The 19,803-nt window shown below is 69.7% G+C and carries 15 protein-coding genes; 12 read left to right on the top strand and 3 right to left on the bottom strand.

What is annotated here, in order from left to right:
- The first annotated feature begins 43 nt into the window (after window positions 1-43).
- Window positions 44-2,125: a DHH family phosphoesterase gene (locus HHUB_RS07810; RefSeq protein WP_059057072.1), complete on the top strand. Its 2,082-nt coding sequence runs from the start codon at window positions 44-46 to the stop codon at window positions 2,123-2,125.
- Window positions 2,126-2,168: 43 nt separating this feature from the next.
- Window positions 2,169-3,815, top strand: a complete 1,647-nt coding sequence (locus tag HHUB_RS07805) for a tRNA uridine(34) 5-carboxymethylaminomethyl modification radical SAM/GNAT enzyme Elp3 (protein WP_059057071.1) — start codon at window positions 2,169-2,171, stop codon at window positions 3,813-3,815.
- 215 nt (window positions 3,816-4,030) lie between these two features.
- Here the strand turns inward: HHUB_RS07805 and surE are convergent, their stop codons facing one another.
- Entirely contained in the window at window positions 4,031-4,804 is a 774-nt protein-coding gene (surE, locus tag HHUB_RS07800) for a 5'/3'-nucleotidase SurE (protein WP_059057070.1), read from the bottom strand.
- Window positions 4,805-4,907: 103 nt separating this feature from the next.
- Here surE and HHUB_RS07795 point away from each other — a divergent pair, with 103 nt between their 5' ends.
- The 7 genes from HHUB_RS07795 (at window position 4,908) to HHUB_RS07765 (ending at window position 13,067) form a co-directional block, all read left to right on the top strand.
- The gene (locus HHUB_RS07795) at window positions 4,908-5,714 is read left to right on the top strand and encodes a ZIP family metal transporter (protein WP_059057069.1); all 807 of its coding nucleotides are present in this window, start codon (window positions 4,908-4,910) and stop codon (window positions 5,712-5,714) included.
- Between the two features lie 191 nt (window positions 5,715-5,905).
- Window positions 5,906-8,026, top strand: a complete 2,121-nt coding sequence (gene rqcH, locus HHUB_RS07790; protein ID WP_059057068.1) for a ribosome rescue protein RqcH — start codon at window positions 5,906-5,908, stop codon at window positions 8,024-8,026.
- Window positions 8,026-8,655: a DUF4013 domain-containing protein gene (locus HHUB_RS07785; protein WP_059057067.1), complete on the top strand. Its 630-nt coding sequence runs from the start codon at window positions 8,026-8,028 to the stop codon at window positions 8,653-8,655. The genes rqcH and HHUB_RS07785 overlap by 1 nt, the downstream gene beginning before the upstream one ends.
- A 35-nt stretch (window positions 8,656-8,690) precedes the next feature.
- Window positions 8,691-9,758, top strand: a complete 1,068-nt coding sequence (locus tag HHUB_RS07780; protein WP_059057066.1) for an mRNA surveillance protein pelota — start codon at window positions 8,691-8,693, stop codon at window positions 9,756-9,758.
- Window positions 9,759-9,822: 64 nt separating this feature from the next.
- Entirely contained in the window at window positions 9,823-11,292 is a 1,470-nt protein-coding gene (locus HHUB_RS07775; RefSeq protein ID WP_059057065.1) for a globin-coupled sensor protein, read from the top strand.
- 41 nt (window positions 11,293-11,333) lie between these two features.
- A complete protein-coding gene (locus HHUB_RS07770) occupies window positions 11,334-12,530 on the top strand; it encodes a cation:proton antiporter (RefSeq protein ID WP_059057064.1) in 1,197 nt (398 codons plus the stop codon).
- Between the two features lie 45 nt (window positions 12,531-12,575).
- Entirely contained in the window at window positions 12,576-13,067 is a 492-nt protein-coding gene (locus HHUB_RS07765; protein WP_059057063.1) for a cation:proton antiporter regulatory subunit, read from the top strand.
- 1 nt (window position 13,068) lies between these two features.
- Here the strand turns inward: HHUB_RS07765 and HHUB_RS07760 are convergent, their stop codons facing one another.
- On the bottom strand, window positions 13,069-13,803 hold the full coding sequence (locus HHUB_RS07760; protein WP_059057062.1) for an MBL fold metallo-hydrolase: 735 nt from the start codon (window positions 13,801-13,803) through the stop codon (window positions 13,069-13,071).
- Window positions 13,804-14,271: 468 nt separating this feature from the next.
- Here HHUB_RS07760 and HHUB_RS07755 point away from each other — a divergent pair, with 468 nt between their 5' ends.
- Together HHUB_RS07755 and HHUB_RS07750 are read left to right on the top strand one after the other, a co-directional pair.
- Window positions 14,272-16,992 carry an ATP-dependent helicase gene (locus tag HHUB_RS07755; RefSeq protein WP_059057061.1) on the top strand — a complete coding sequence of 907 codons (2,721 nt, stop codon included), beginning with the start codon at window positions 14,272-14,274 and terminating at the stop codon, window positions 16,990-16,992.
- Between the two features lie 45 nt (window positions 16,993-17,037).
- Window positions 17,038-18,144 (top strand): sensor histidine kinase, encoded by a 1,107-nt coding sequence (locus tag HHUB_RS07750; protein WP_059057060.1) that lies wholly within the window; start codon window positions 17,038-17,040, stop codon window positions 18,142-18,144.
- A gap of 5 nt (window positions 18,145-18,149) precedes the next feature.
- Here HHUB_RS07750 and HHUB_RS07745 read toward each other — a convergent pair whose 3' ends face one another.
- Entirely contained in the window at window positions 18,150-18,662 is a 513-nt protein-coding gene (locus HHUB_RS07745) for a hypothetical protein (protein WP_059057059.1), read from the bottom strand.
- Between the two features lie 87 nt (window positions 18,663-18,749).
- Between HHUB_RS07745 and HHUB_RS07740 the strand changes: the two genes are divergently transcribed.
- Window positions 18,750-19,763: an alcohol dehydrogenase catalytic domain-containing protein gene (locus HHUB_RS07740; protein WP_059057058.1), complete on the top strand. Its 1,014-nt coding sequence runs from the start codon at window positions 18,750-18,752 to the stop codon at window positions 19,761-19,763.
- Window positions 19,764-19,803 lie beyond the last annotated feature (40 nt).

Here is a 19,803-nt window from a genome sequence, read left to right as displayed (position 1 = left end):
CTTTCGATAATCGTTTACGGCAGCACACGCTCTGTCGAAGCAAATGGGTACGTGTATCATCTGCGGCTCCTCCACGGACGGCCGTGTCTGTGACACCCACGAGGAGGACGTCGCCTTCGAGTTCCGCGGAGATTCTCCCGACGAACTGACGCCCGGTCGCTACTACCAAGGTACCATCGACGGCTTCGCCGACTTCGGCGTGTTCGTGGACATCGGCGACTCGGTCACCGGCCTGCTCCACCGCAGCGAAGTGCCCGGCCGCCTCGAATCGCTCGGCTGGGACGCCGGCGACGAAGTGTACGTCCAAGTCACGGACGTCCACGACAACGAGAACGTCGACCTCGGCTGGTCGATTCGACAGGACGACCGCGACTTCCGCGGCCACCTCGTCGACGACCCGCACGCGGAGTCGGACGCCGAACTCCCCGACGAAGAGGAAGAGGAGACCAGCACTGCCGACGGCGGCACCCCGGTACCGGAAGAAACCGAGGAACCGGCCGAGGCCGAAGCCGAATCCGAGTCCGCTGACGACGCCGAGCCGGAAGCAGCCGAGCCGGAAGCAGCCGAGAAGCACGAGACCGAGGACGAACCGACGACCGACGACGCGGCCGCCGAGGCGTCCGACGCGGACGACGAACCGGCCCGCGTCCCGATTGCCGACCTCGACGACCACGTCGACGAGCGCGTCGCCGTCGAGGGCGAAGTCGCGAACGCCCGACAGACCAGCGGCCCGACCGTGTTCGAGCTCGCCGACGAGACCGGCGCCGTCGACTGCGCCGCGTTCGTCGAAGCGGGCGTCCGCGCCTACCCCGAGGTCGAAGCCGGCGCCGTCGTCCGCATCGTCGGCGAAGTCGAGCGCCGCCGCGGCGAACTGCAGGTCGAAACCGAGGACCTCCGCGTGCTCGATGGCGCCGACGCGCAGGCCGTCGAAGCCCGCATGGAGGACGCGCTCACCGAGCGCGCCGCCCCCGAGACGACCGACCTGCTCGCTGCCGACGACGCCGTCGAAGCTGTCACCGACGACCTCGTCGACGCCGCGACCGCCATCCGCCGCGCCGTCGTCGAAGCCCGCCCGGTCATCGTCCGCCACACCGCGACCGTCGAGGGCTACGTCGCCGGTACCGCCATCGAGCGCGCGCTCCTCCCGCTCATCCGCGACGAGCACGCCCGCGAGGACGCCGAGTACCACTACGTCGACCGCCGCCCGCTCGACGATGCCTTCTACACCATCGACGACGCCACCGGCGACGTCACGAGTATGCTGGAGGCCGCCGAGCGCCACGACGAGAAGCACCCGCTGTTCGTGCTCGTCGGCGCCGGCTCCACCAGCGAGTCCACGGACGCCATCGACCTGCTGGACATCTACGACGCGGACACGGTCGCCATCGACGGCGGCTACACCGACGACGCCGCGGGCGCAGACGTTCTCGTCAGCCCGACGGAAGCAGGCGAGAACCCCGTGAACACGGGTGCGCTCGGCTCGCAGCTCGCCGCGTTCGTCAACGACGACGTCCGCGAGGACCTCTACCACCTGCCCGCCGTCGCGTACTGGGCCAACACGCCCGAAGCGTACGCGGACCTCGCCGCCCAGACCCACTACAGCCCGGACACGCTCGCCGACCTCCGGGACGCTATCGCGCTGGAAGCGTTCTACCAGTCCTACGAGGACAAGCGCGAACTCATCTCGGACCTGCTGTGGGGCGAGGCCGACGACTCGCTCATCGAGCACGTCTCCGAGCAGTTCCGCGAGCGCCTCGAAACCGAGGTCTCGACCGCCGAACCCCACCTCGACGTGCGTGGGCAGGACGGCGTCGCCTTCGAGACGCTCGACGTGGACGCGTACACCCACGAGTACGACTTCCCGCCGGTCGACCTCCTGCTGGACGAGCTCTACCGGCGCCGCGACCGCGCGGACGTGCTCGTCGGCGTGAGCGGCGACGAGATTCGCGTCCGCAGCGGCGACGCGGTGGACGTGCGCGCCGTCGGCGAGACGGTCGCCGACGAACTCACCGAGGCCGGTGTCGAGCCGCGCGGCGCACGCGACGGCCGCATCGAGTTCCTCTCCGGCGAGAAGGACGCGGTCGTCGACGCGGTCGTCGACGCCATCGCTGACCAGCTCGCGTAACGCAACGACACGCTTTTTCGCTCGCGGCGGCTCCTACGGAGTAATGAGCGCGGACGCCGACCCCGCATTCGAGGCCGCCTGCGAGGAGCTCGTCGAACGAATCCTCGACGGGGACGTCGGCAAGGACGACGTCGAGAGCGCGAAGCTCGAAGTGTGCTCCGAATACTCCGCATCGAAGGTGCCCAAGCACTCCGAGCTGCTGGACTTCGCGCCCGAGGACCGCCGCGACGACCTCGAAGAAGTCCTCCAGCGCAAACCCGTGCGGACCGCGTCGGGCGTGACGCCGGTCGCCATCATGACCAGCCCGCACATGTGTCCGCACGGCAAGTGCCTGTACTGTCCGGGCGGGCCCGCCAGCGAGTTCTCATCGAGCCAGTCGTACACGGGCCACGAGCCAGCGGCCGCGCGCGGCGTGCAGAACGACTACGACCCCTACGGGCAGGTGACGCTGCGGCTCCACCAGCTCCGGGAAATCGGTCACCCGATCGACAAGGTCGAACTCATCCTGATGGGTGGGACGATGACCGCGCGCAGCCACGACTACCAGGAGTGGTTCGTGAAGCGCGCGCTCGAAGCGCTGAACGACTTCGACCCCGAGCAGGAACCGAACCCCTCCGAGACGGAGTCGTTCGCCCAGGACCCCGAGGAGTATGACTTCTCCTACCTCGAGGACGTTATCGCGGAGAACGAGCACGGCGACATCCGGAACATCGGGACGACGTTCGAGACGAAGCCCGACTGGTGTGACCCCGAGCAGGTGAATCGGATGCTCGACCTCGGCGGCACCAAAGTCGAGGTCGGCGTGCAGACGACCTACGAGCGCATCAACCGCGAGATGCACCGCGGGCACGGCGTGCAGGCGTCCATCGACGCGAACCGGCGGCTGCGGGACGCCGCGTTCAAGGTCGGTTTCCACATGATGCCGGGCCAGCCGGGGATGAGCAAGGAGATGTGCCTGGAGGACTTCCGGCGGCTGTTCGAGGAGGAACAGTGGAAGCCGGACTACCTCAAGATCTACCCGACGCTGGTCGTCCGCGACACCGTCACGTACGACATGTGGCGCAACGAGGAGTTCGAGCCGCTGCAGAACGAGGAGGCCGCCGAACTCGTCGCGGAAGTCATGGACATGATTCCGCGGTACACGCGCCTCCAGCGCGTCCAGCGGGACATCCCCGCGGACCACATCGACGCGGGCGTCTGGAAGTCGAATCTGCGCCAGCTCGCGTGGGAGAAGATGGACGAGCACGGCTACACCTGCGAGTGCATCCGCTGCCGGGAGGCCGGGATGAACGACGAGGAGCCCGAGAACGTCGAACTCGACGTGATGACCTACGACGCCGCGGGCGGCACGGAGCACTTCATCAGCTTCGAGGACTTCGAGAAGGACCTCCTCGTGGGGTTCGCGCGCTTGCGCTTCCCGAACGACCCAGTACGAGACGAACTGGAGGACGCGGCGCTGCTGCGCGAACTCCACGTCTACGGCGGCGAGGTCGGTGTCGGCAACGACACCGAGGACGGCCAGCACCAGCACCAGGGCTACGGGCAGCGCCTGATGACGCGCGCCGAGGAGATGGCCGCCGACGCGGGCTTCGAGAAGCTCAGCGTCATCTCCGGCATCGGCGCACGCCAGTACTACAAGCAGAAGCTCGGCTACCGACAGGACGGCCCCTACGTCAGCAAGCAGCTGTAGGCGGATTGGGGCTCACAGGCGGCTCGTTCTCACGGGGCGGTCGCCGCGCTCGCCGTACCGATTGCTCGGCTCGGAGCGCCCCGCGGTGGAACTCAGGTCACGCGCGGGGCTGGTCCCGTTCTGATACTTGAACGTTCGTGCCAGCGACGGAATTTAGAACGAGACCAGCATCGGCGAGCGAGCGGCCGAAGGCCGCGAGCGCAGCGCAAAAGGTACTACAGGAGGCCGCCGGGCGTGGCGCCGTCGGCGACGGAGTGGGGGACGGTCAGGGGGGTGACGCTGATTTCGTTGTCGACGCAGGCGTGGCGGTCCGTGCCTTCGGGGTCGGGGACGTCGCGGTCGAGGAACTGGTGCCAGAAGCGGTCTTCGACGTCCACGCCGTTCTCCGTGACCGTCGCCTGTAGCTCGTACTCCTCGGTGGGGCGGGTGACGCGCTTGACGGGGTCGTCGGCGTACTCGGTGGCGGGGGCGTTGACGGAGAGGTAGTCGGCGGTGGGGAGGACGTCGCCGGCGACGAACTCCGGGAGGAGGTCGGTGACGGTGTCGGCGGCGGTGTGGAACTGGTCGTACGTGGGCTCCCAGTCGCCGGCGGGGTCGAACTCCCAGTCGTACATGGAGGCGGCGATTGCGGGGAGGCCGAGGAACGAAGCTTCCATCGCGGCGCCGACGGTGCCCGAGCGTGCGAGGATGTGCGCGCCGAGGTTCGGGCCGTCGTTGCAGCCGGAGACGACGACGTCCGGGGTGAAGTCGAGGGCGGCGACGGCGACGGCGACGCAGTCGGCGGGCGTGCCGTGGACGGCGTAGCCGTCCTCGCGTTCCTCGTAGTCAAGCGTCTCGAACGTCCGGGTCTGTCCCGTGCCGGACTGTTCGGCGGCGGGCGCGACGACGGTGACGTCGTGGTCGTCGGCGAGCCGGTCGCGGAGCGCGCGGATGCCGGGGGCGTCGATGCCGTCGTCGTTGGTGAGCAGGACGGACAGCGACTCGGTCATTACGCGTCGCTACTGGCTGGCCGGGTGTATCGGTTCCGGTCTCGGCGACGGACCCGGGGCGGCGGTCCCCGTGTTTAAGCCAGCGGCCCGCGACTGCTGGGGTATGCTAGAGACGTGGTTCCTCCGGGTCGCGGGCAACGACCCCGTGATGCAGGCGCTCGTGGCGGGGGTCGTCATCGCGGGGCTGAACCTCCTCGGGGCGCTGCTCGTCGTGGTGTGGCGGAATCCCTCGCAGCGCTCGCTGGACGGCGCACTCGGGTTCGCGGCGGGCGTGATGCTCGCCGCGAGTTTCACGAGCCTCATCCTGCCCGGCATCGAGTTCGGCGGTCAGAACGGCCTCGTGGAGGTCATCGCGGGCATCGCGCTGGGCGTCCTGCTGTTGGACCGCGCGGACCGCTGGGTCCCCCACGCCCACGTCCTCATCACGGGCCGCCAGCGCAGCGACCAGACCATCTCGGAGGCGGACTTGGCGCCGCTGTTGCTGTTCATCGTCGCCATCACCATCCACAACATGCCGGAGGGGCTGGCGGTCGGCGTCGGGTTCGGGAGCGGGAACGTCGCGGAGGGCCTGTCGCTGATGCTCGCCATCGGCATCCAGAACATCCCCGAGGGGCTGGCGGTCTCCGTGGCGGCGGTGAACGCCGGGTTCGACCGCACGACGTACGCCGCGCTCACGGGAATCCGCGCGGGACTCGTGGAGATTCCGCTGGTGTTGCTCGGCGCGTGGGCGGTGTCGGTGTCGGGCGCGATTCTGCCGTACGCGATGGGGTTCGCCGCCGGCGGGATGCTGTTCGTCATCAGCGACGAAATCGTCCCGGAGACGCACTCACGCGGGAACGAGCGCGTCGCCACGCTCGGCCTGATGCTCGGCGTCGTCGTCATGCTGTATCTGGACGTGAGCCTCGCGTAGCTGGCTGATCTCGACTCGTTCGGGCACACGGCTCGCGGGTCGTTCCGCCCCGCTCGCTGTAACGTGGCCTCCCTGCGGTCGGCCACGCGACTCACGGCTCGCTATCGCTCGCCGTTCGCATCTGGTGGCCCGGCTTCGCCGGACCACCCATACCGTAAGGCAGAGGGGTTCCCCCCGCCAAGAACGGGAGCATGGACCAGAAGCGGGAGCTGACGAGCGTCGACCTCGTCGCCCTCACTGCGGAGCTCAACGGCTATCAGGGGGCGAAAGTCGACAAGGCCTACCTCTACGGCGACGACCTCCTGCGGCTGAAGATGCGGGACTTCGACCGCGGCCGCGTGGAACTGCTCATCGAGGTCGGGGACACCAAGCGCGCGCACGTCGCGGCGCCCGAGCACGTGCCGGCGGCGCCGGGCCGCCCGCCGAACTTCGCGAAGATGCTCCGGAACCGCCTCTCTGGAGCGGACTTCCACGAGGTGCGCCAGCACGGCTTCGACCGGATTCTGGAGTTCGAGTTCCGCCGCGAGGACAAGGACACGACCATCGTCGCGGAGCTGTTCGGGGACGGCAACATCGCGGTCGTCGACCAGAACGGCGAGGTCGTGGACTCGCTGGACACCGTCCGCCTGCAGTCGCGGACGGTCGCCCCGGGCTCCCAGTACGGGTTCCCGAGTTCGCGCGTCAACCCCCTCGAACTGGACTACGAGGGGTTCGCGGCGAAGATGCGCGAGTCGGACACGGACCTCGTGCGGACGCTCGCCACGCAGTTGAACTTCGGCGGGCTGTACGGGGAGGAACTCTGCACGCTGGCGGGCGTCGAGAAGACCAAGGACATCGACGACGCCACCGAGGAGGAGTTCCGCGCGCTCTACGAGGCCAGCGAGCGCCTGCTGGACGCGATTCGGGCCGGCGACCTCGACCCCCGCGTCTACTTCGAGCCCGAGGAGGGCGAAGACGAGGACGGGAAGGCCGCACGCGGCCAGCGCGTGGACGTGACGCCGCTGGACCTCGAAGAGCGCGCCGACCTCCCCTCCGAGGCCTACGACCGCTTCAACGACGCCTTAGACGACTACTTTACGAACCTCGACACGACCGAGGAGGAGGAGAGCGGCGAGGCGGTCTCGAAGCCGGACTTCGAGCAGGAGATTCAGAAGCACGAGCACATCATCAAACAGCAGGAGCAGGCCATCGAGGACTTCGAGCAGCAGGCCGAGGCCGAGCGCGAGAAGGCCGAACTGCTGTACGCGAACTACGACCTCGTGGACGACATCCTCTCGACGGTGCAGGACGCCCGCGACGCGGGCCACGGCTGGCAGGAAATCGCAGAGACGTTCGAGGAGGCGGCGGGTGACGTGCCCGGCGCGGACGCGTTCGCGGGCATCGACGAGTCCGAGGGCACCGTCCGCGTGCAGTTGGACGACCACACCATCGAAGTGGACCCCGCGTGGGGCGTCGAGAAGAACGCCGACGAGCACTACCAGGAGGCCAAGCGCATCGAGGAGAAGAAGGAGGGCGCACGCGCGGCAATCGAGAACACCCGTGAGGACCTCGAAGCCGCCAAACAGCGCCGCGAGGAGTGGGAGGCCGAGCCCGACGAGCCCGACGAAGACGAGGAGGAGGATGTCGATTGGCTCTCCCGCGCCTCGATTCCGATTCGCAAGCAGGAGCAGTGGTACGAGCGGTTCCGCTGGTTCCGGACCTCCGACGGCTTCCTCGTCATCGGCGGCCGGAACGCCGACCAGAACGAGGAGCTCGTGAAGAACTACATGGACCGCTACGACCGCTTCTTCCACGCGCAGGCCCACGGCGGCCCCGTCACCGTGTTGAAGACCTCCGCGCCCAGCGAGCCCTCCAAGGACATCGAGGTGCCCGAGGCGAGCAAGCGGGAGGCCGCCCAGTTCGCGGTCTGCTGTTCCTCGGTCTGGAAGGACGGCCGCGGCTCCGGTGACGCCTACATGGTGTCGCCCGACCAGGTGTCGAAGACGCCCGAGAGCGGCGAGTACCTGGAGAAGGGCGGGTTCGCGATTCGCGGCGACCGCACGTACTTCCGGGACCTGCCCGCGGAGTGGGCGGTCGGTATCAGTTGTGAGCCGCACACGCGCGTGCTCGGCGGCCCCATCGACGCCGTCGTCGACGACGTGGAGACGGCCATCGAGCTGGAGCCGGGGCGGTACGCGCAGGGTGACGCCGCCAAGCGCATCTACCGGGAGTTCCGCGAGCGCTTCGCCGACGAGTCGTTCGTGCGGAAGGTCGCCAGCCCGGACGAGATTCAGAAGTACATGCCGCCGGGCGGCAGCCGCATCCGGGACTGATGCGGGACGCGCTGGCGTACCCGCTCGCGGGGGACGCCGAGGACCGCTACCTCGGCGGGTGGATTCTCCACTTGCTGCACGCGCTCGTCGTGCCGGCGCTCCCGCTGGCCGTCGTCGCCGGCCACCTCGCGGGCGTGACCCGGGCGGCCGCGACCGGCTCGGAGCCGCCGTCGTTCCGCGGCTGGCGGACGGTCGCCGCAGACACCGGCCGGACGGTCGCCGTGCTCGCGGCGTACGCGGTGCCGTCGGCGGCGACGCTGTACCTCGGCGCGTTCGTGTTGCCGTCGGGGACGAACGTCTCCGCGGTGCCGATTGCGCTGCTGGCGGGCGGCCTGCTCGGCATCCTCCTGCCGCTGGCGTACGCCGCACCCGCGAGCGTCGCGCACGCCGCCGTCGCGCGGTCGCTGCGCGCCGGCTTCGACCCGAGCGCGGTCGGGCGCACGCTCCGGGACGCCCGGTACTTCACGCGGTGGGCGGGCGGCGTCGCGGCGCTGGCGGTCGGCGCCGCGCTCGCGGCGTGGCTGGGCGAGTATCTGGTCGGCTACCTGCTGGCGTTCTACTGCGAGGTGCTGGCCGCGGCATGCTTCGGGTGGGGGGCGAGCACGACGGTGGAGGCGGCCGGAGAGTAGCAGGACACTTGGGCGTCCCCCGCCTCCGTCCGGGTATGCAACTGAAGGAGCGCCGGCAGGTCGAGGGCGGCGGCGAGCGCATCACGCTCGTCCCCGAGAGCCTCGACGACCTCTGGCACCTGGCGTACGTGCTGGAGCCCGGGGACCTCGTGGCGGGGGACACCCACCGCCGCATCCAGCGCAACGACGACCAGATGCGGGACACCGGCGGCGAGCGCGAGCACATGCACGTCACTATCGACGTCGAGGACGTGGAGTTCCACAAGTTCTCGAACCGCCTGCGGGTGTCGGGCACCATCGCGGACTGCTCGCGGGAGGACCAACTCGGCCTCCACCACACGCTGAACGTGGAGGAGCGCGAGGAGATAGAGGTCGAGAAGCACTGGAAGCCCGACCAGCTCGAACGCCTCAACGAGGCCGTCGAAGCCACGGACCAGCCCGACGTGGCAATTGCCACGGTCGAGGAGGGCGAGGCGTACATCCACGTCGTCCAGCAGTACGGCATCGACGAGTACGGGTCGTTCACGGGGACGACGGGGAAAGGCGAGTACGCGCGCTCCCGCGAGGAGCTGTTCGAGGACGTGGCGAGCGCGCTCTCGCACCTCGACGCGGACGCAATCATCCTCGCCGGCCCGGGGTTCACGAAGCAGGACGCCCTCGACTACATCCAGGAGGAGTACCGGAGCCTCGCAGACAAGATTACGACCGTGGACACGAGCGCGGTGGGCGGCCGCGGCGTCCACGAGGTCCTGAAGCGCGGCGCCGTCGAGGACGTCCAGGAGGAGACGCGCATCGCCGAGGAGTCCGAACTCATCGACGAGCTCACCGACCAGATAGCCACCGACGGGAAGGCCGCCTACGGCATCGAGGAGGTCGAGAAGGCCGTGGAGTTCGGCGCGGTCGAGACCCTACTGATTCTGGACGAGCGCCTGCGCAAGGAGCGCGCCGGCGAGGGCGACTGGGGCGTCGACGTCAACGACCTCGTGACGCAGGTCGAACAGCAGGGCGGCGACGTCACCGTGTTCAGCCACGAGTTCGCGCCCGGCGAACAGCTCCGGAACCTAGGCGGCGTCGCGGCCGTCCTGCGGTACCGGATGGAATAGGCTGACTCTCAATTCTTGGAATCGCGGCCAACGCATAAGTGACCGAACCGGGAACGCCACCGCGATGGCTACTGATAAATCCCCGCGCGTAACCGAAGACGTTCGCGGCGGGGTTGACGGGGACGCGCTCGCGGACCGCATCGGACTGGACGACGAGGAAATCGCGTGGCGCAAGGAGTTCACGGACATCGACGACGCCGACGAGGCGGCGCTGGCGCGCGAGTCCGAGCTGTTCGAGCGCGTGGCCGAGGACCTCGTGGAGGACTTCTACGACCACCTCCAGGAGTTCGACCGCACGCTGGACATCTTCGGACGCTCGACGAAGACCGTCGAGCAGCTCAAGCGCACGCAGACGCAGTACCTGCTCGGGCTCGGGCGCGGCGAGTACGACCGAGAGTACGTCGAGCAGCGCGCCCGCATCGGGAAGATTCACGACCTCCTCGACCTCGGCCCCGAGGTGTACCTCGGCGCGTACACGCGCTACTACGAGGGACTGCTCGACGCGCTCGTCGAGGACGTGACCGCCGACCGCGGCGACGACGCCGCCGAGGCCGTCGAGGAGCTCGTCGAGCGGTTCCTGCCGATGCTGAAGCTGTTGACGTTCGACCAGCAGGTGGCGATGGACACGTACATCGACTCGTACGCCCAGCGCCTCCAGTCCGAAGTCGAGCGCCGCACCGAGCTCGCGAACGCGGTCGCGGAGGACGTCGAGGAGCCGCTGGCGGAGCTGGCGGACGCCTCCCGGGACGTCGCCGAGCGCGCCGACGAAATGCAGGCGTTCACCGACGAGCAGGTCGACCGCACGGAGAGCGTCGCCCGCGAGGTCTCCAGCGTCTCCGCGAGTATCGAGGAGGTGGCGGCGACCGCGGCGGACGTCCGCGAGACCAGCGAGGACGCCGCTGAGTTGGCGGGCCGCGGCGAGCAGGCGGCCGACGACGCGCTCGACGTGATGGCCGACATCGAGGCCGCCAGCGACGGCGTCGCCGAGGACGTCGACCAGCTCCGCCAGCGCGCCGGCGACGTCGGGGAGGTCACGGCGGTTATCGACGACATCGCCGAGCAGACGAACCTGCTGGCGCTGAACGCGTCTATCGAGGCCGCGCGCGCCGGTGAAGCCGGCGACGGGTTCGCCGTGGTCGCCGACGAAGTGAAAGACCTCGCCGAGGAGTCCCGAGAGCAGTCCACGCGCGTCGAGGAGCTGGTCGAGGCGATGCAGTCGGACACCGAGGCGGCGGTCGAGCGCCTCGACGAGATGAACCGCCAAATCGAGGACGGCGTCGGGCGCGTCGAGGAGGCGATGGAGACGCTGCGAGAAATCACGGACGCCGTCGAGGCGGCCGCCAGCGGCGTCCAGGAGGTCTCGGAGGCGACCGACGAGCAGGCGACCAGCGTCGAGGAGGTCGCGGAGATGGTCGACGACGTGGACGACCGCGCGGCGGAGGTCGCGGCGGCGCTGGACGACATCGCGGCCGCGACCGAGCGCCAGCGACAGACCGTCGACGACGTCCGGGAGTCGGTGTCGCGGCTGACCTGAGGAGGACAACGGCTTTCTCGGTGGCGCCGCGAGGTGGCGGCGTGGCGGGACTGACACTGCTGGACGTGGGGCTGGTGCTGGTGGCGCTGGCGGCCGCCGGCTTGCTCGCGCGCCGGGTCGGCCAGTCGGTCATCCCCGCGTACCTCGTCGTCGGGATGCTCGTCGGGCCGCACGCGCCCGCGCTGTGGGGGTTCCAGCCGACGCTCGTCGGCGACCCCGAGACCGTCGCGCTGTTCGCGGACCTCGGCGTAGTCTTGTTGTTGTTCTTCGTCGGCCTCGAACTGAGTCTGGACGCGCTCTTCGAGAAGGGCCGGCAGGTGCTGGCGGGCGGCGCCATCGACGTCGGCGTGAGCCTCCCGCTGGGGTTCGCCGTGGGCGTCCTGCTGGGCTTCGACTGGGTGGCGTCGTTCGTGCTCGCGGGCGTGCTGTTCAACTCCTCGACGGTCATCGTCGCGAAGCTCCTGCTGGAGCTGGACTGGATTGCCAACCCGGAAAGCGAGGCGATTCTCGCAATCGTGGTCGTCGAGGACGTGGCGACCGCGGGCTACCTCGCGGTGCTGTCGGCGGTCCTGCTCGGCGCCACCGACCTCGGCGCGCTCGCGACCGACGTGGCCGTCGTGGTCGCGCTCGTCGCCGCGGGCGCAGTAGTCGCGCTCCGCGGAACCAGCGTCGTCGAACGCCTCCTCGACGTCGAGTCCGGCGAGCTGTTCGTGTTGCTCGCGCTCGGCGTCGCCGCGACCGTCGCCGGCCTCGGGGAGCGCTCGGGCGTCGGCGCCGCCGTCGCCGCGTTCCTCGTCGGCGCCGCGGTCGGGCGCACCACGCTCACCGACCGCGTCGAGGGCCTGCTGTCGCCGTCCCGCGACCTGTTCGCGGCGCTGTTCTTCGCCGCCGTCGGGCTCTCCACGGACCCCGCGCTCATCACCGAGGAGGCGTGGGCGGTCGCCGTCGCGGTCGCCATCACGATTCCCGGCCAGTACGTCTCCGGCTACTACGCCGGCCGCCAGTTCGGCCTCGAACCGCGGCGCGCGTTCCGCGTCGGGTCCGCGCTCGCGCCCCGCGGGGAGTTCGCGCTCGTCATCGCCGCGCTCGCCGCCAGCGTCGGCACCACGCCCGTCCTCACGGAGCGCGTGCCCGCGTTCACCGTCGGCTACGTGCTCGCGACGAGCGTCCTCGGCACGCTCGCGATGCGGCACAGCGACCGGCTGTGGGCGGCGCTGCCGTGGGCCGACGCGCGCTGACCGGCGGCGGTGGGCTTTTGCGCGCGCCCGTCGAACCGTCGCGCAATGCCTGTCCGCGAGAGCGACCTCCCGAACGTCGGCCGGAAGTACGAACTCGACCTCGCCGCTGGCGGCCGGCTGTCGGTCGTCATCGGCCACGACGGCACGCGGACGCTGTACCGCCAGCGCGACGCCGGCGAGGACGCCGAGCGCGTCGCGGAGCTCACCGGCGAGGAAGCCCGCCAGTTCGGCGCCGTCCTCGGCGGCGCGTACTTCCAGCCCGCCGAATCAGAGACCGCGGACGTCCCCGTGGGCGACGCCCGCATCGAGTGGTACGACGTCACCGCGGACTCGCCGCTGGCCGGCAACTCCGTCGGCCACTCGGCGATTCGCGCGGAGACGGGCGCGACCCTGCTGGCGATTCAGCGCGGCAGCGACACTATCGCGAATCCCGGCGCGGGCGAAGTCATCGAAGCTGGCGACGTGCTCGTGACTCTCGGCACCCGGGACGAACAGCGCGAGCTACAACAGCGCGTCAACAAGGACAGCGACGCCTGACTCACTCGGTTTCGACGACGAGGCCGTCCCGTGCGAACGCGACGTGCCCGTCGAAGTGTTCTTCTATCGACGCCTGCATCTCGCGGTGCTTGCCCTCCGTGTGCGGGTAGAGGTGCGTGAGGTACAGCGCCTCGATTTCCGCGTCGGCCAGCGACTCGCCGAGCTGCGTCGGCGTCGGGTGGTTGGAGACGTCTACTTCGTCCGGGAACGAGCAGTCGTGGACGAGCACCTCGCAGCCGTCCGCGAACTCCCCCATCCCCGCGAACGCCTCGGTGTCCGCGCTGAAGACGAGGTCGCCGTCAAAGTTGTACGCCAGCCCGTGCATCGAGTGGCGCGTCTCGATGGACTCGACGTCGAACCCCGCCACCTCGAAGCTCCCCGCGTCCACCTCCCGCAGTGTCAGGTCCACGCGGTCCTTTAGGTAGTCGTGGACGTCCAGCAAGTCCGTCACGAGCCCCTTTGTCCCGGTCGGCCCGACGACCGTGAGGTGTTCCTCGCCCGCCAGCCACCGCGCCTTCAACAGCGGCAGCAGGTCGCTGACGTGGTCGAGGTGGTGGTGGGTCAACAGCACGGTGTCCACGCCCTCGTAGCCCACGTCCGTCCGCGCGAGCGTGTGCAGCACGCCGCTCCCGCAGTCCACGAGCAAGCGACTGTCGGACTTCTCCAGCAGGAGGCCGGTCTGCATCCGGTCGCCGGTCGGCATCGCGCTCCCCGTCCCGAGGAACGTCAGTTGCATACCTGTATTCGGGGAAGGAAGGGGGTTAACGGTTCGGGCTACGTGTTCGTGAGTAAGTGCTGCATCTTCTCTTCTCGTGAACGGAAACGATGACACCTCGAAAGCCCCGAGGCCGTAGACTCGGTGCGCTCGCTGCGCTCCTCGCTCATTACGTTCGCTGCGGTGCTTGCGTCGCGCGCCTTCGTCTACAGCCTCGCCCCTTTCAATCCGCCCAATTACCGGCTGACCAGCCGGCTACGGGCGGACTGAAAGGGTCGGCGCTGTCGCGTTCACTTGGTCGTCTCGTAGGCGACTATCTGCGAGCGCAGCGAGCAGATATGTCCACGAGCGACCGCGACAGCGCCGGGGCTTTCGAGGCGTCGAAGAACCCGGTCAGTCCGGAAACAGCGAGGCGAAACAAGCACGAACGCCGCGATTTGCCTAGCGGCGTCAGACACTTGCCGTACGGGAGCCAAGCACACGCGATAGATGAGTTCGGAGTCGGAGGCGACGGCGCGGTCGGCGGGCGCGAGCCAGTCCTCGGACCGCGAGATTCTGGACAGCCTCGACCCCGCGGTCAGCGAGTGGTGGGTCGAGCGGTTCGGGCGTCCCGAGCAGGACGGCGGCTGTCTGACGCCGCCCCAGCGCGAGGCGATTCCGCTGATTCACGCGGGCGAGAACGCGCTGGTGGCGGCGCCGACGGGCTCCGGGAAGACGCTCGCCTCGTTCACGGCGATTCTGAACGAGCTGTTCGAGCGCGAGCGGGCCGACGGGCTGGACAACGAGGTGTACTGCCTGTACGTGTCGCCGCTGAAGTCGCTGGCGAACGACATCGAGCGCAACCTCGCGGAGCCACTGGACGGCATCGGCGAGCGCCTCGCCGAGCGCGGTGTGGAGACGGACGTCCGGCAGGCGATTCGGCACGGCGACACCTCCGACTACGAGCGCCAGCAGATGCTCGAACAGACGCCGCACATCCTGAACACGACGCCGGAGACGCTGGCGATTCTGCTGAACTCCCCGAAGTTCCGGGAGAAGCTCCGGAGCGTCGAGTACGTCGTCGTGGACGAGATTCACAGCCTCGCGGATTCGAAGCGCGGCACGCACCTCTCGGTGAGTCTGGAGCGCCTCCAGCGGCTCGCCGGCGACTTCACGCGCATCGGCTGCTCGGCGACCGTGGAGCCGCTGTCGGACATCGCGAGCTACCTCGTCGGATTTCAGGATGGTGAAGCGAGAGACTGCGAAATCGTGGACGCGCGGTTCGCGCGGGACTACGACCTCCAGTTGTCGTGTCCGACGCCGGACCTCGTGAACGCCTCGACGGGCGCGGTCAACGACGCGTTCTACGCGGAGCTAAGCGAGCTAATCGAGGCGAACGACAGCACGCTCGTGTTCACGAACACGCGCTCGGGCGCCGAGCGCGTGCTGGAGAATCTCCGGGAGCGCGGCGTCGTCGGCGAGGACGAGTCGGCGTGCCACCACGGCTCGCTGTCGAAGGACCGCCGGCAGGAGGTCGAACGGCAACTCAAGGAGGGGTCGCTGAAAGTGACCACGACCTCCACGAGCCTCGAACTCGGCATCGACATGCCCCACATCGACCTCGTGGTGCAGGTGGGGTCGCCGAAGTCGGTGGCGAGCCTGCTCCAGCGCGTCGGGCGCGCGGGCCACCGCCCCGGGAGGACCGTGACGGGCCGGGTCATCGCGCTCGACCGCGACGAACTCGTGGAGTGTGCGGTGATGCTCCGGCAGGCCGAACAGGGGTTCGTGGACCGCGTGCACATCCCCGAGCGCGCCCACGACGTCGCCGCGCAGCACGTCTACGGGATGGCCATCGAGGGACCGCTCCCCGAAGCGGAGGTCCGCGAGACGCTGCGCGCTGCGTACCCCTACCGCGAGTACGCGGACGACGACTTCGAGTCGCTGTTCCGCTACCTCACGGCAGAGTACGACGGCCTCGAAGACCGGAACGTGTACGCGAAGATTTGGCGCGACGAGAACGACCCGCCGGGCGGCGACGACGGCGACCCCGACGACCCCACCTCGGGCACCCACCACTACCCCGAGTTCGCGGTCGGCGAGCGACTAATCGGGAAGCGCGGGCGGCTCGCGCGCCCGATTCTCCTCCAGAACCTCGGGACGATTCCCGACTCGTTCACGGTGAACGTCTACGTGCGCGGCGACGACGAGTGGGTCGGCCAGCTCGACGAGAGCTACCTCGACACCTTGGAAGCGGGGGACGTGTTCGTGCTGGGCGGCGACCGGTTCGCGTACCGCTACCGCCGCGGGTCGAAGGTGTACGTCGACCGCACGAGCGAGCGCGCGACCGTCCCGTCGTGGTTCTCCGAGCGCCTGCCGCTGTCCTACGACCTCGGGCGGGAGATAGCGCGCTTCCAGACGGACCTCCTCGCGAAGTACGACGACGGCGGCGCGGCGGCCGTGCGGCGCTGGCTCCGCGAGTTCCCGATTGGCGCGAACGCGGTCCGGGCGCTCGCGCGGATGTACGACGACCAGATTCGGTACGCCGGCGAGGAGAGCGTCAGCACGACCGAGCGAATCGCCATCGAGGAGGTCAAGGACCGCGACGAGTACCGCCGCCGCTACCACGTCCGCACGCCGTACGGCCGGCGGTTCAACGACGGCCTCTCGCGCCTGCTGGCGTACCGGTGCGCGAACGAGGCGAACGCGAACGTCGCCGTCTCCGTCGCGGACAACGGCTTCACGCTCGCAATGCCGCTGAACCGCAAGGTGGACGTCGCGGAGCTACTGCGGCAGACCGACCCCGACGACGCCCGCGAGACGCTCCGGGCGGCGCTGGACGGCACGGACCTCCTCCAGCGGTACTTCCGCATCGACGCGACGCGCGCGCTGATGGTGCTGAAGCGCTACAAGGGCCGCGAGAAGTCCGCGAGCAAGCAACAGGTCGCAAGCGAGATGCTGCTCGGGTTCGCCGAGGACTTAGCGGACTTCGCGGTACTGGACGAGACCTATCGGGAACTCATCGAGGACAAGCTCGATTTGGCGGGCGTCCGCGAGGTGCTGTCGGAAATCCGGGCGGGCGACGTCGAGATAGCCGAGACGACCCTGCAGTCGCCGTCCCCGCTGTCGTTCGGGCTGGCGACGCTGTCGGCCAGCGACGTGGTGCTGGCGGACGACGAGGACGCGGTGCTGCGGGCGTTCCACGAGCGCGTCCGCGAGCACGTCGACGACTGACTGGGTCGCCGACGCATTAACGGTGCGCCACCGGAAACGTCAGCTATGCTCGGACGCGTGCGCGAGCGGGCGACGAAGCCAGCCGCGCACTGGTGGTTCTACGCGTACGCCGCCCTCGGGTACGTCGTCGCCGTCGCGTACGGCTTCCACGTGGGGTGGACGCTCGCCGTCACGCTGGAGACGCTCATTCTGCTCGCGCTGTCGGGGACGCTCGTCTACTCCGGTACCGACGCGCGCGGCCGGGACGTGAGCCAGCCCGGGCTGGTGCGGGCGGCGAGACTGACCACGCTGACGGGCGTGAGCTTCGCGCTGTTGGCGGTCGCGGTCGCGCTCATCTGGCTGCTGAAGGGGCACCCGGTCGTCGACGTCGAGTTCATGGTGGTGTTCGCGATGTGGCTCGGGCTCGCGGTCGGCGCGCAGGCGAGCCTCTACGCGGTCGTCTCCGAGGAGAAACGCACGCGGCTCGCGGACCTCGTGAAGCTGCTCACGATGAACCAACGCGTCCTTCGGCACAACCTCCGCAACGAGCTGGCGGTCGTGGACGGCCACCTTCAGAACCTCGAAACGCGGCTCGGCGCCGGCGACGAGGACGTCGCGGTCGCGCGCCACCACGTCGACGAGCTACTGGAGAACAGCGAGCGCACGCGCCGCATCCTCGACATCTGGGAGAGCGGCGACTGCCGCGAGCAGGACGCCGGCGCCGTCCTCGCGGACGCCGTCGAGCGGCTCCGCCAGCAGTACCCGGGCGCCGACGTCGAAATCGCGGCCACCGAGGACGCGGCGGTGTCGGCCCACGCCGCGCTGGAGGACGCGCTCTACGAGGTGCTGGCGAACGCCGTCGAACACAACGACGAGAGCGTTCGCATCACGGCGTCGGTTCGGAACCCGCCGGGCGACGACGTGGTCGTGGAGGTCGCGGACACCGGCTCGGGGATTCCCGGCCGCGAGTACGACGTCCTCGACCAGCCCGAGGAGACGACGCTCTCGCACGCCAGCGGGCTCGGGCTCTGGTTGGTCTACTGGACGGTGCGGGAGTCGGGCGGGAGCGTGGAGTTCGCCGACGACGGCGACGGCACCACGGTCAGGTTCCGACTGCCGGACGCGACGGCCGAGCCGGGGGTCTGGGAGCGACTCGTCGCCCGCGCCCGGTGAGCGCGTCAGTCGAGGTACGGCTGGAGGACGGCGCCGAAGCCAGTGATGCCGACGACGACCGCGAGGAGGCCGCCGACGCCAGTCGCCGCGAGCGCGCCGTTGATGGTCGCCGCGACGAGCAGCGCCTTCAGCCAGCCGTCCTCGTGGCCGACCAGCCGGTCGGCGACGGCGAGGTACGCGACGGCGGCGCCGACCGCCCAGACGACGTACGCGACCAGCACCAGCGGGAGCGCGACGACGATGCCGACGACGGTGAACACGAGCAGTATCGCCACGACGAACAGCGCGAGGACGCTGAACAGGCCGTAGGCGAACGAGTTCACGGGGTCGTCGAGGACGCGCGCCATCAGGCGCTCGGTGCGCTCGGGGAACACCGCCACCGCGATGGCGCCGACCACGAGCGTCGTCAGGAACGCGCCGACCGCGCCGCCGACGAGCCCCTGCCCGAGCGTGACGTCGACGTCGAGCCCAGAGCCCGCCTGCGCTACCAGCGTCGCCGCGACTGCGAGAGTCTGCATCCCGTGTAGGTTCGCTGCGCACCGAGATAAAGGCAGAGGCGACGACCACCCGTATGCCTATCCGGGCGTCGGCCGAACGACGACGCGATGCGTGCCGCAGCATTCACCGAGTTGACCGGACCGAACGGCGTCGGCGTCGTCGACCAGCCGACCCCCGAACCGGGTGCCGGCGACGCCGTCGTAGACGTGGAAGCGTGCGCCATCAACCGCCACGACCTCTGGATTCTGGAGGGCGACTCCGCGATGGTCGCGGCCGACGACCTCCCGTTCGTCAGCGGGCTCGACGTCGCCGGCACCGTCCGGGACGTCGGGGACGGCGTGACGGGCGTCGAGCCCGGCGACCGCGTTCTGCTGTGTCCGAACGAGACCTGTGGGACGTGTCGGTTCTGCCGCGAGGGGCCGGAGAACCTCTGCGAGGAGTTCTCGCTGTTCCACGGCGGCCTCGCCGAGCAGGCGCGCGTGGACGCCAGCCGGCTCGTCGCGCTCCCGGACGAAATCGGAGCGACCGCCGCTGCGGCCCTGCCGACGGCGTACATGACCGCCTACCACATGCTCCGGCGCGCCGAGGTCGGGCCGACCGACCTCGTGTTCGTGCCTGGCGTCACGGGCGGCGTCGGCGTCGCCGCCGTCCAGCTCGCAGACGTCCTCGGCGCGGAGACAGTCGGCACGTCGTCCTCGCGGGAGAAGCTCGACCGCGTGACCGAACTGGGACTGGACCACGCGATTCAGTCTACCGACCCCGAGGAGATTCGGGCCGAGGTTGAGGCCGTCGGGGAGCCGGACGCCGTGCTCAACCACCTCGGCGGCGAGTACACGGAACTCGGACAGACGGTGCTCCGGCGCGGCGGCCGCATGGTAATCTGTGGCCGGACGGCGGGCGGGCGCTCGGAAATCGACGTTCCGGACCTCTTCCTCGGGCACAAGCGAGTCATTGGCTCCACGATGGGCACCCAGCAGGACCTCCAGCGGCTCGTCGACCTCGTGGCGGCCGGCGACCTCGCGCCGGAGGTCGCCGACACCTACCCGCTGGCGGAGACGGGTGCGGCGTTCGCCGCGATGCAGGACCGCGACACGGTCGGCAAGCTCGTCGTCACGCCCTGAGAGCAGCGATATTCGTCGTCGCGTCGAACGCCTACTGGTC

Origin of the sequence: Halobacterium hubeiense (genome assembly GCF_001488575.1) — an archaeon.
Taxonomy (GTDB): Archaea; Halobacteriota; Halobacteria; order Halobacteriales; family Halobacteriaceae; genus Halobacterium; species Halobacterium hubeiense.
This window is presented reverse-complemented; position numbering and strand designations above follow the sequence as displayed.

Coding starts and splice junctions, on each gene's coding strand:
- HHUB_RS07810 (WP_059057072.1), top strand. CDS start 44: ATGGGTACGTGTATCATCTGCGGCTCCTCCACGGACGGCCGTGTCTGT.
- HHUB_RS07805 (WP_059057071.1), top strand. CDS start 2,169: ATGAGCGCGGACGCCGACCCCGCATTCGAGGCCGCCTGCGAGGAGCTC.
- surE (WP_059057070.1), bottom strand. CDS start 4,804: ATGACCGAGTCGCTGTCCGTCCTGCTCACCAACGACGACGGCATCGAC.
- HHUB_RS07795 (WP_059057069.1), top strand. CDS start 4,908: ATGCTAGAGACGTGGTTCCTCCGGGTCGCGGGCAACGACCCCGTGATG.
- rqcH (WP_059057068.1), top strand. CDS start 5,906: ATGGACCAGAAGCGGGAGCTGACGAGCGTCGACCTCGTCGCCCTCACT.
- HHUB_RS07785 (WP_059057067.1), top strand. CDS start 8,026: ATGCGGGACGCGCTGGCGTACCCGCTCGCGGGGGACGCCGAGGACCGC.
- HHUB_RS07780 (WP_059057066.1), top strand. CDS start 8,691: ATGCAACTGAAGGAGCGCCGGCAGGTCGAGGGCGGCGGCGAGCGCATC.
- HHUB_RS07775 (WP_059057065.1), top strand. CDS start 9,823: ATGGCTACTGATAAATCCCCGCGCGTAACCGAAGACGTTCGCGGCGGG.
- HHUB_RS07765 (WP_059057063.1), top strand. CDS start 12,576: ATGCCTGTCCGCGAGAGCGACCTCCCGAACGTCGGCCGGAAGTACGAA.
- HHUB_RS07760 (WP_059057062.1), bottom strand. CDS start 13,803: ATGCAACTGACGTTCCTCGGGACGGGGAGCGCGATGCCGACCGGCGAC.
- HHUB_RS07755 (WP_059057061.1), top strand. CDS start 14,272: ATGAGTTCGGAGTCGGAGGCGACGGCGCGGTCGGCGGGCGCGAGCCAG.
- HHUB_RS07750 (WP_059057060.1), top strand. CDS start 17,038: ATGCTCGGACGCGTGCGCGAGCGGGCGACGAAGCCAGCCGCGCACTGG.
- HHUB_RS07745 (WP_059057059.1), bottom strand. CDS start 18,662: ATGCAGACTCTCGCAGTCGCGGCGACGCTGGTAGCGCAGGCGGGCTCT.
- HHUB_RS07740 (WP_059057058.1), top strand. CDS start 18,750: ATGCGTGCCGCAGCATTCACCGAGTTGACCGGACCGAACGGCGTCGGC.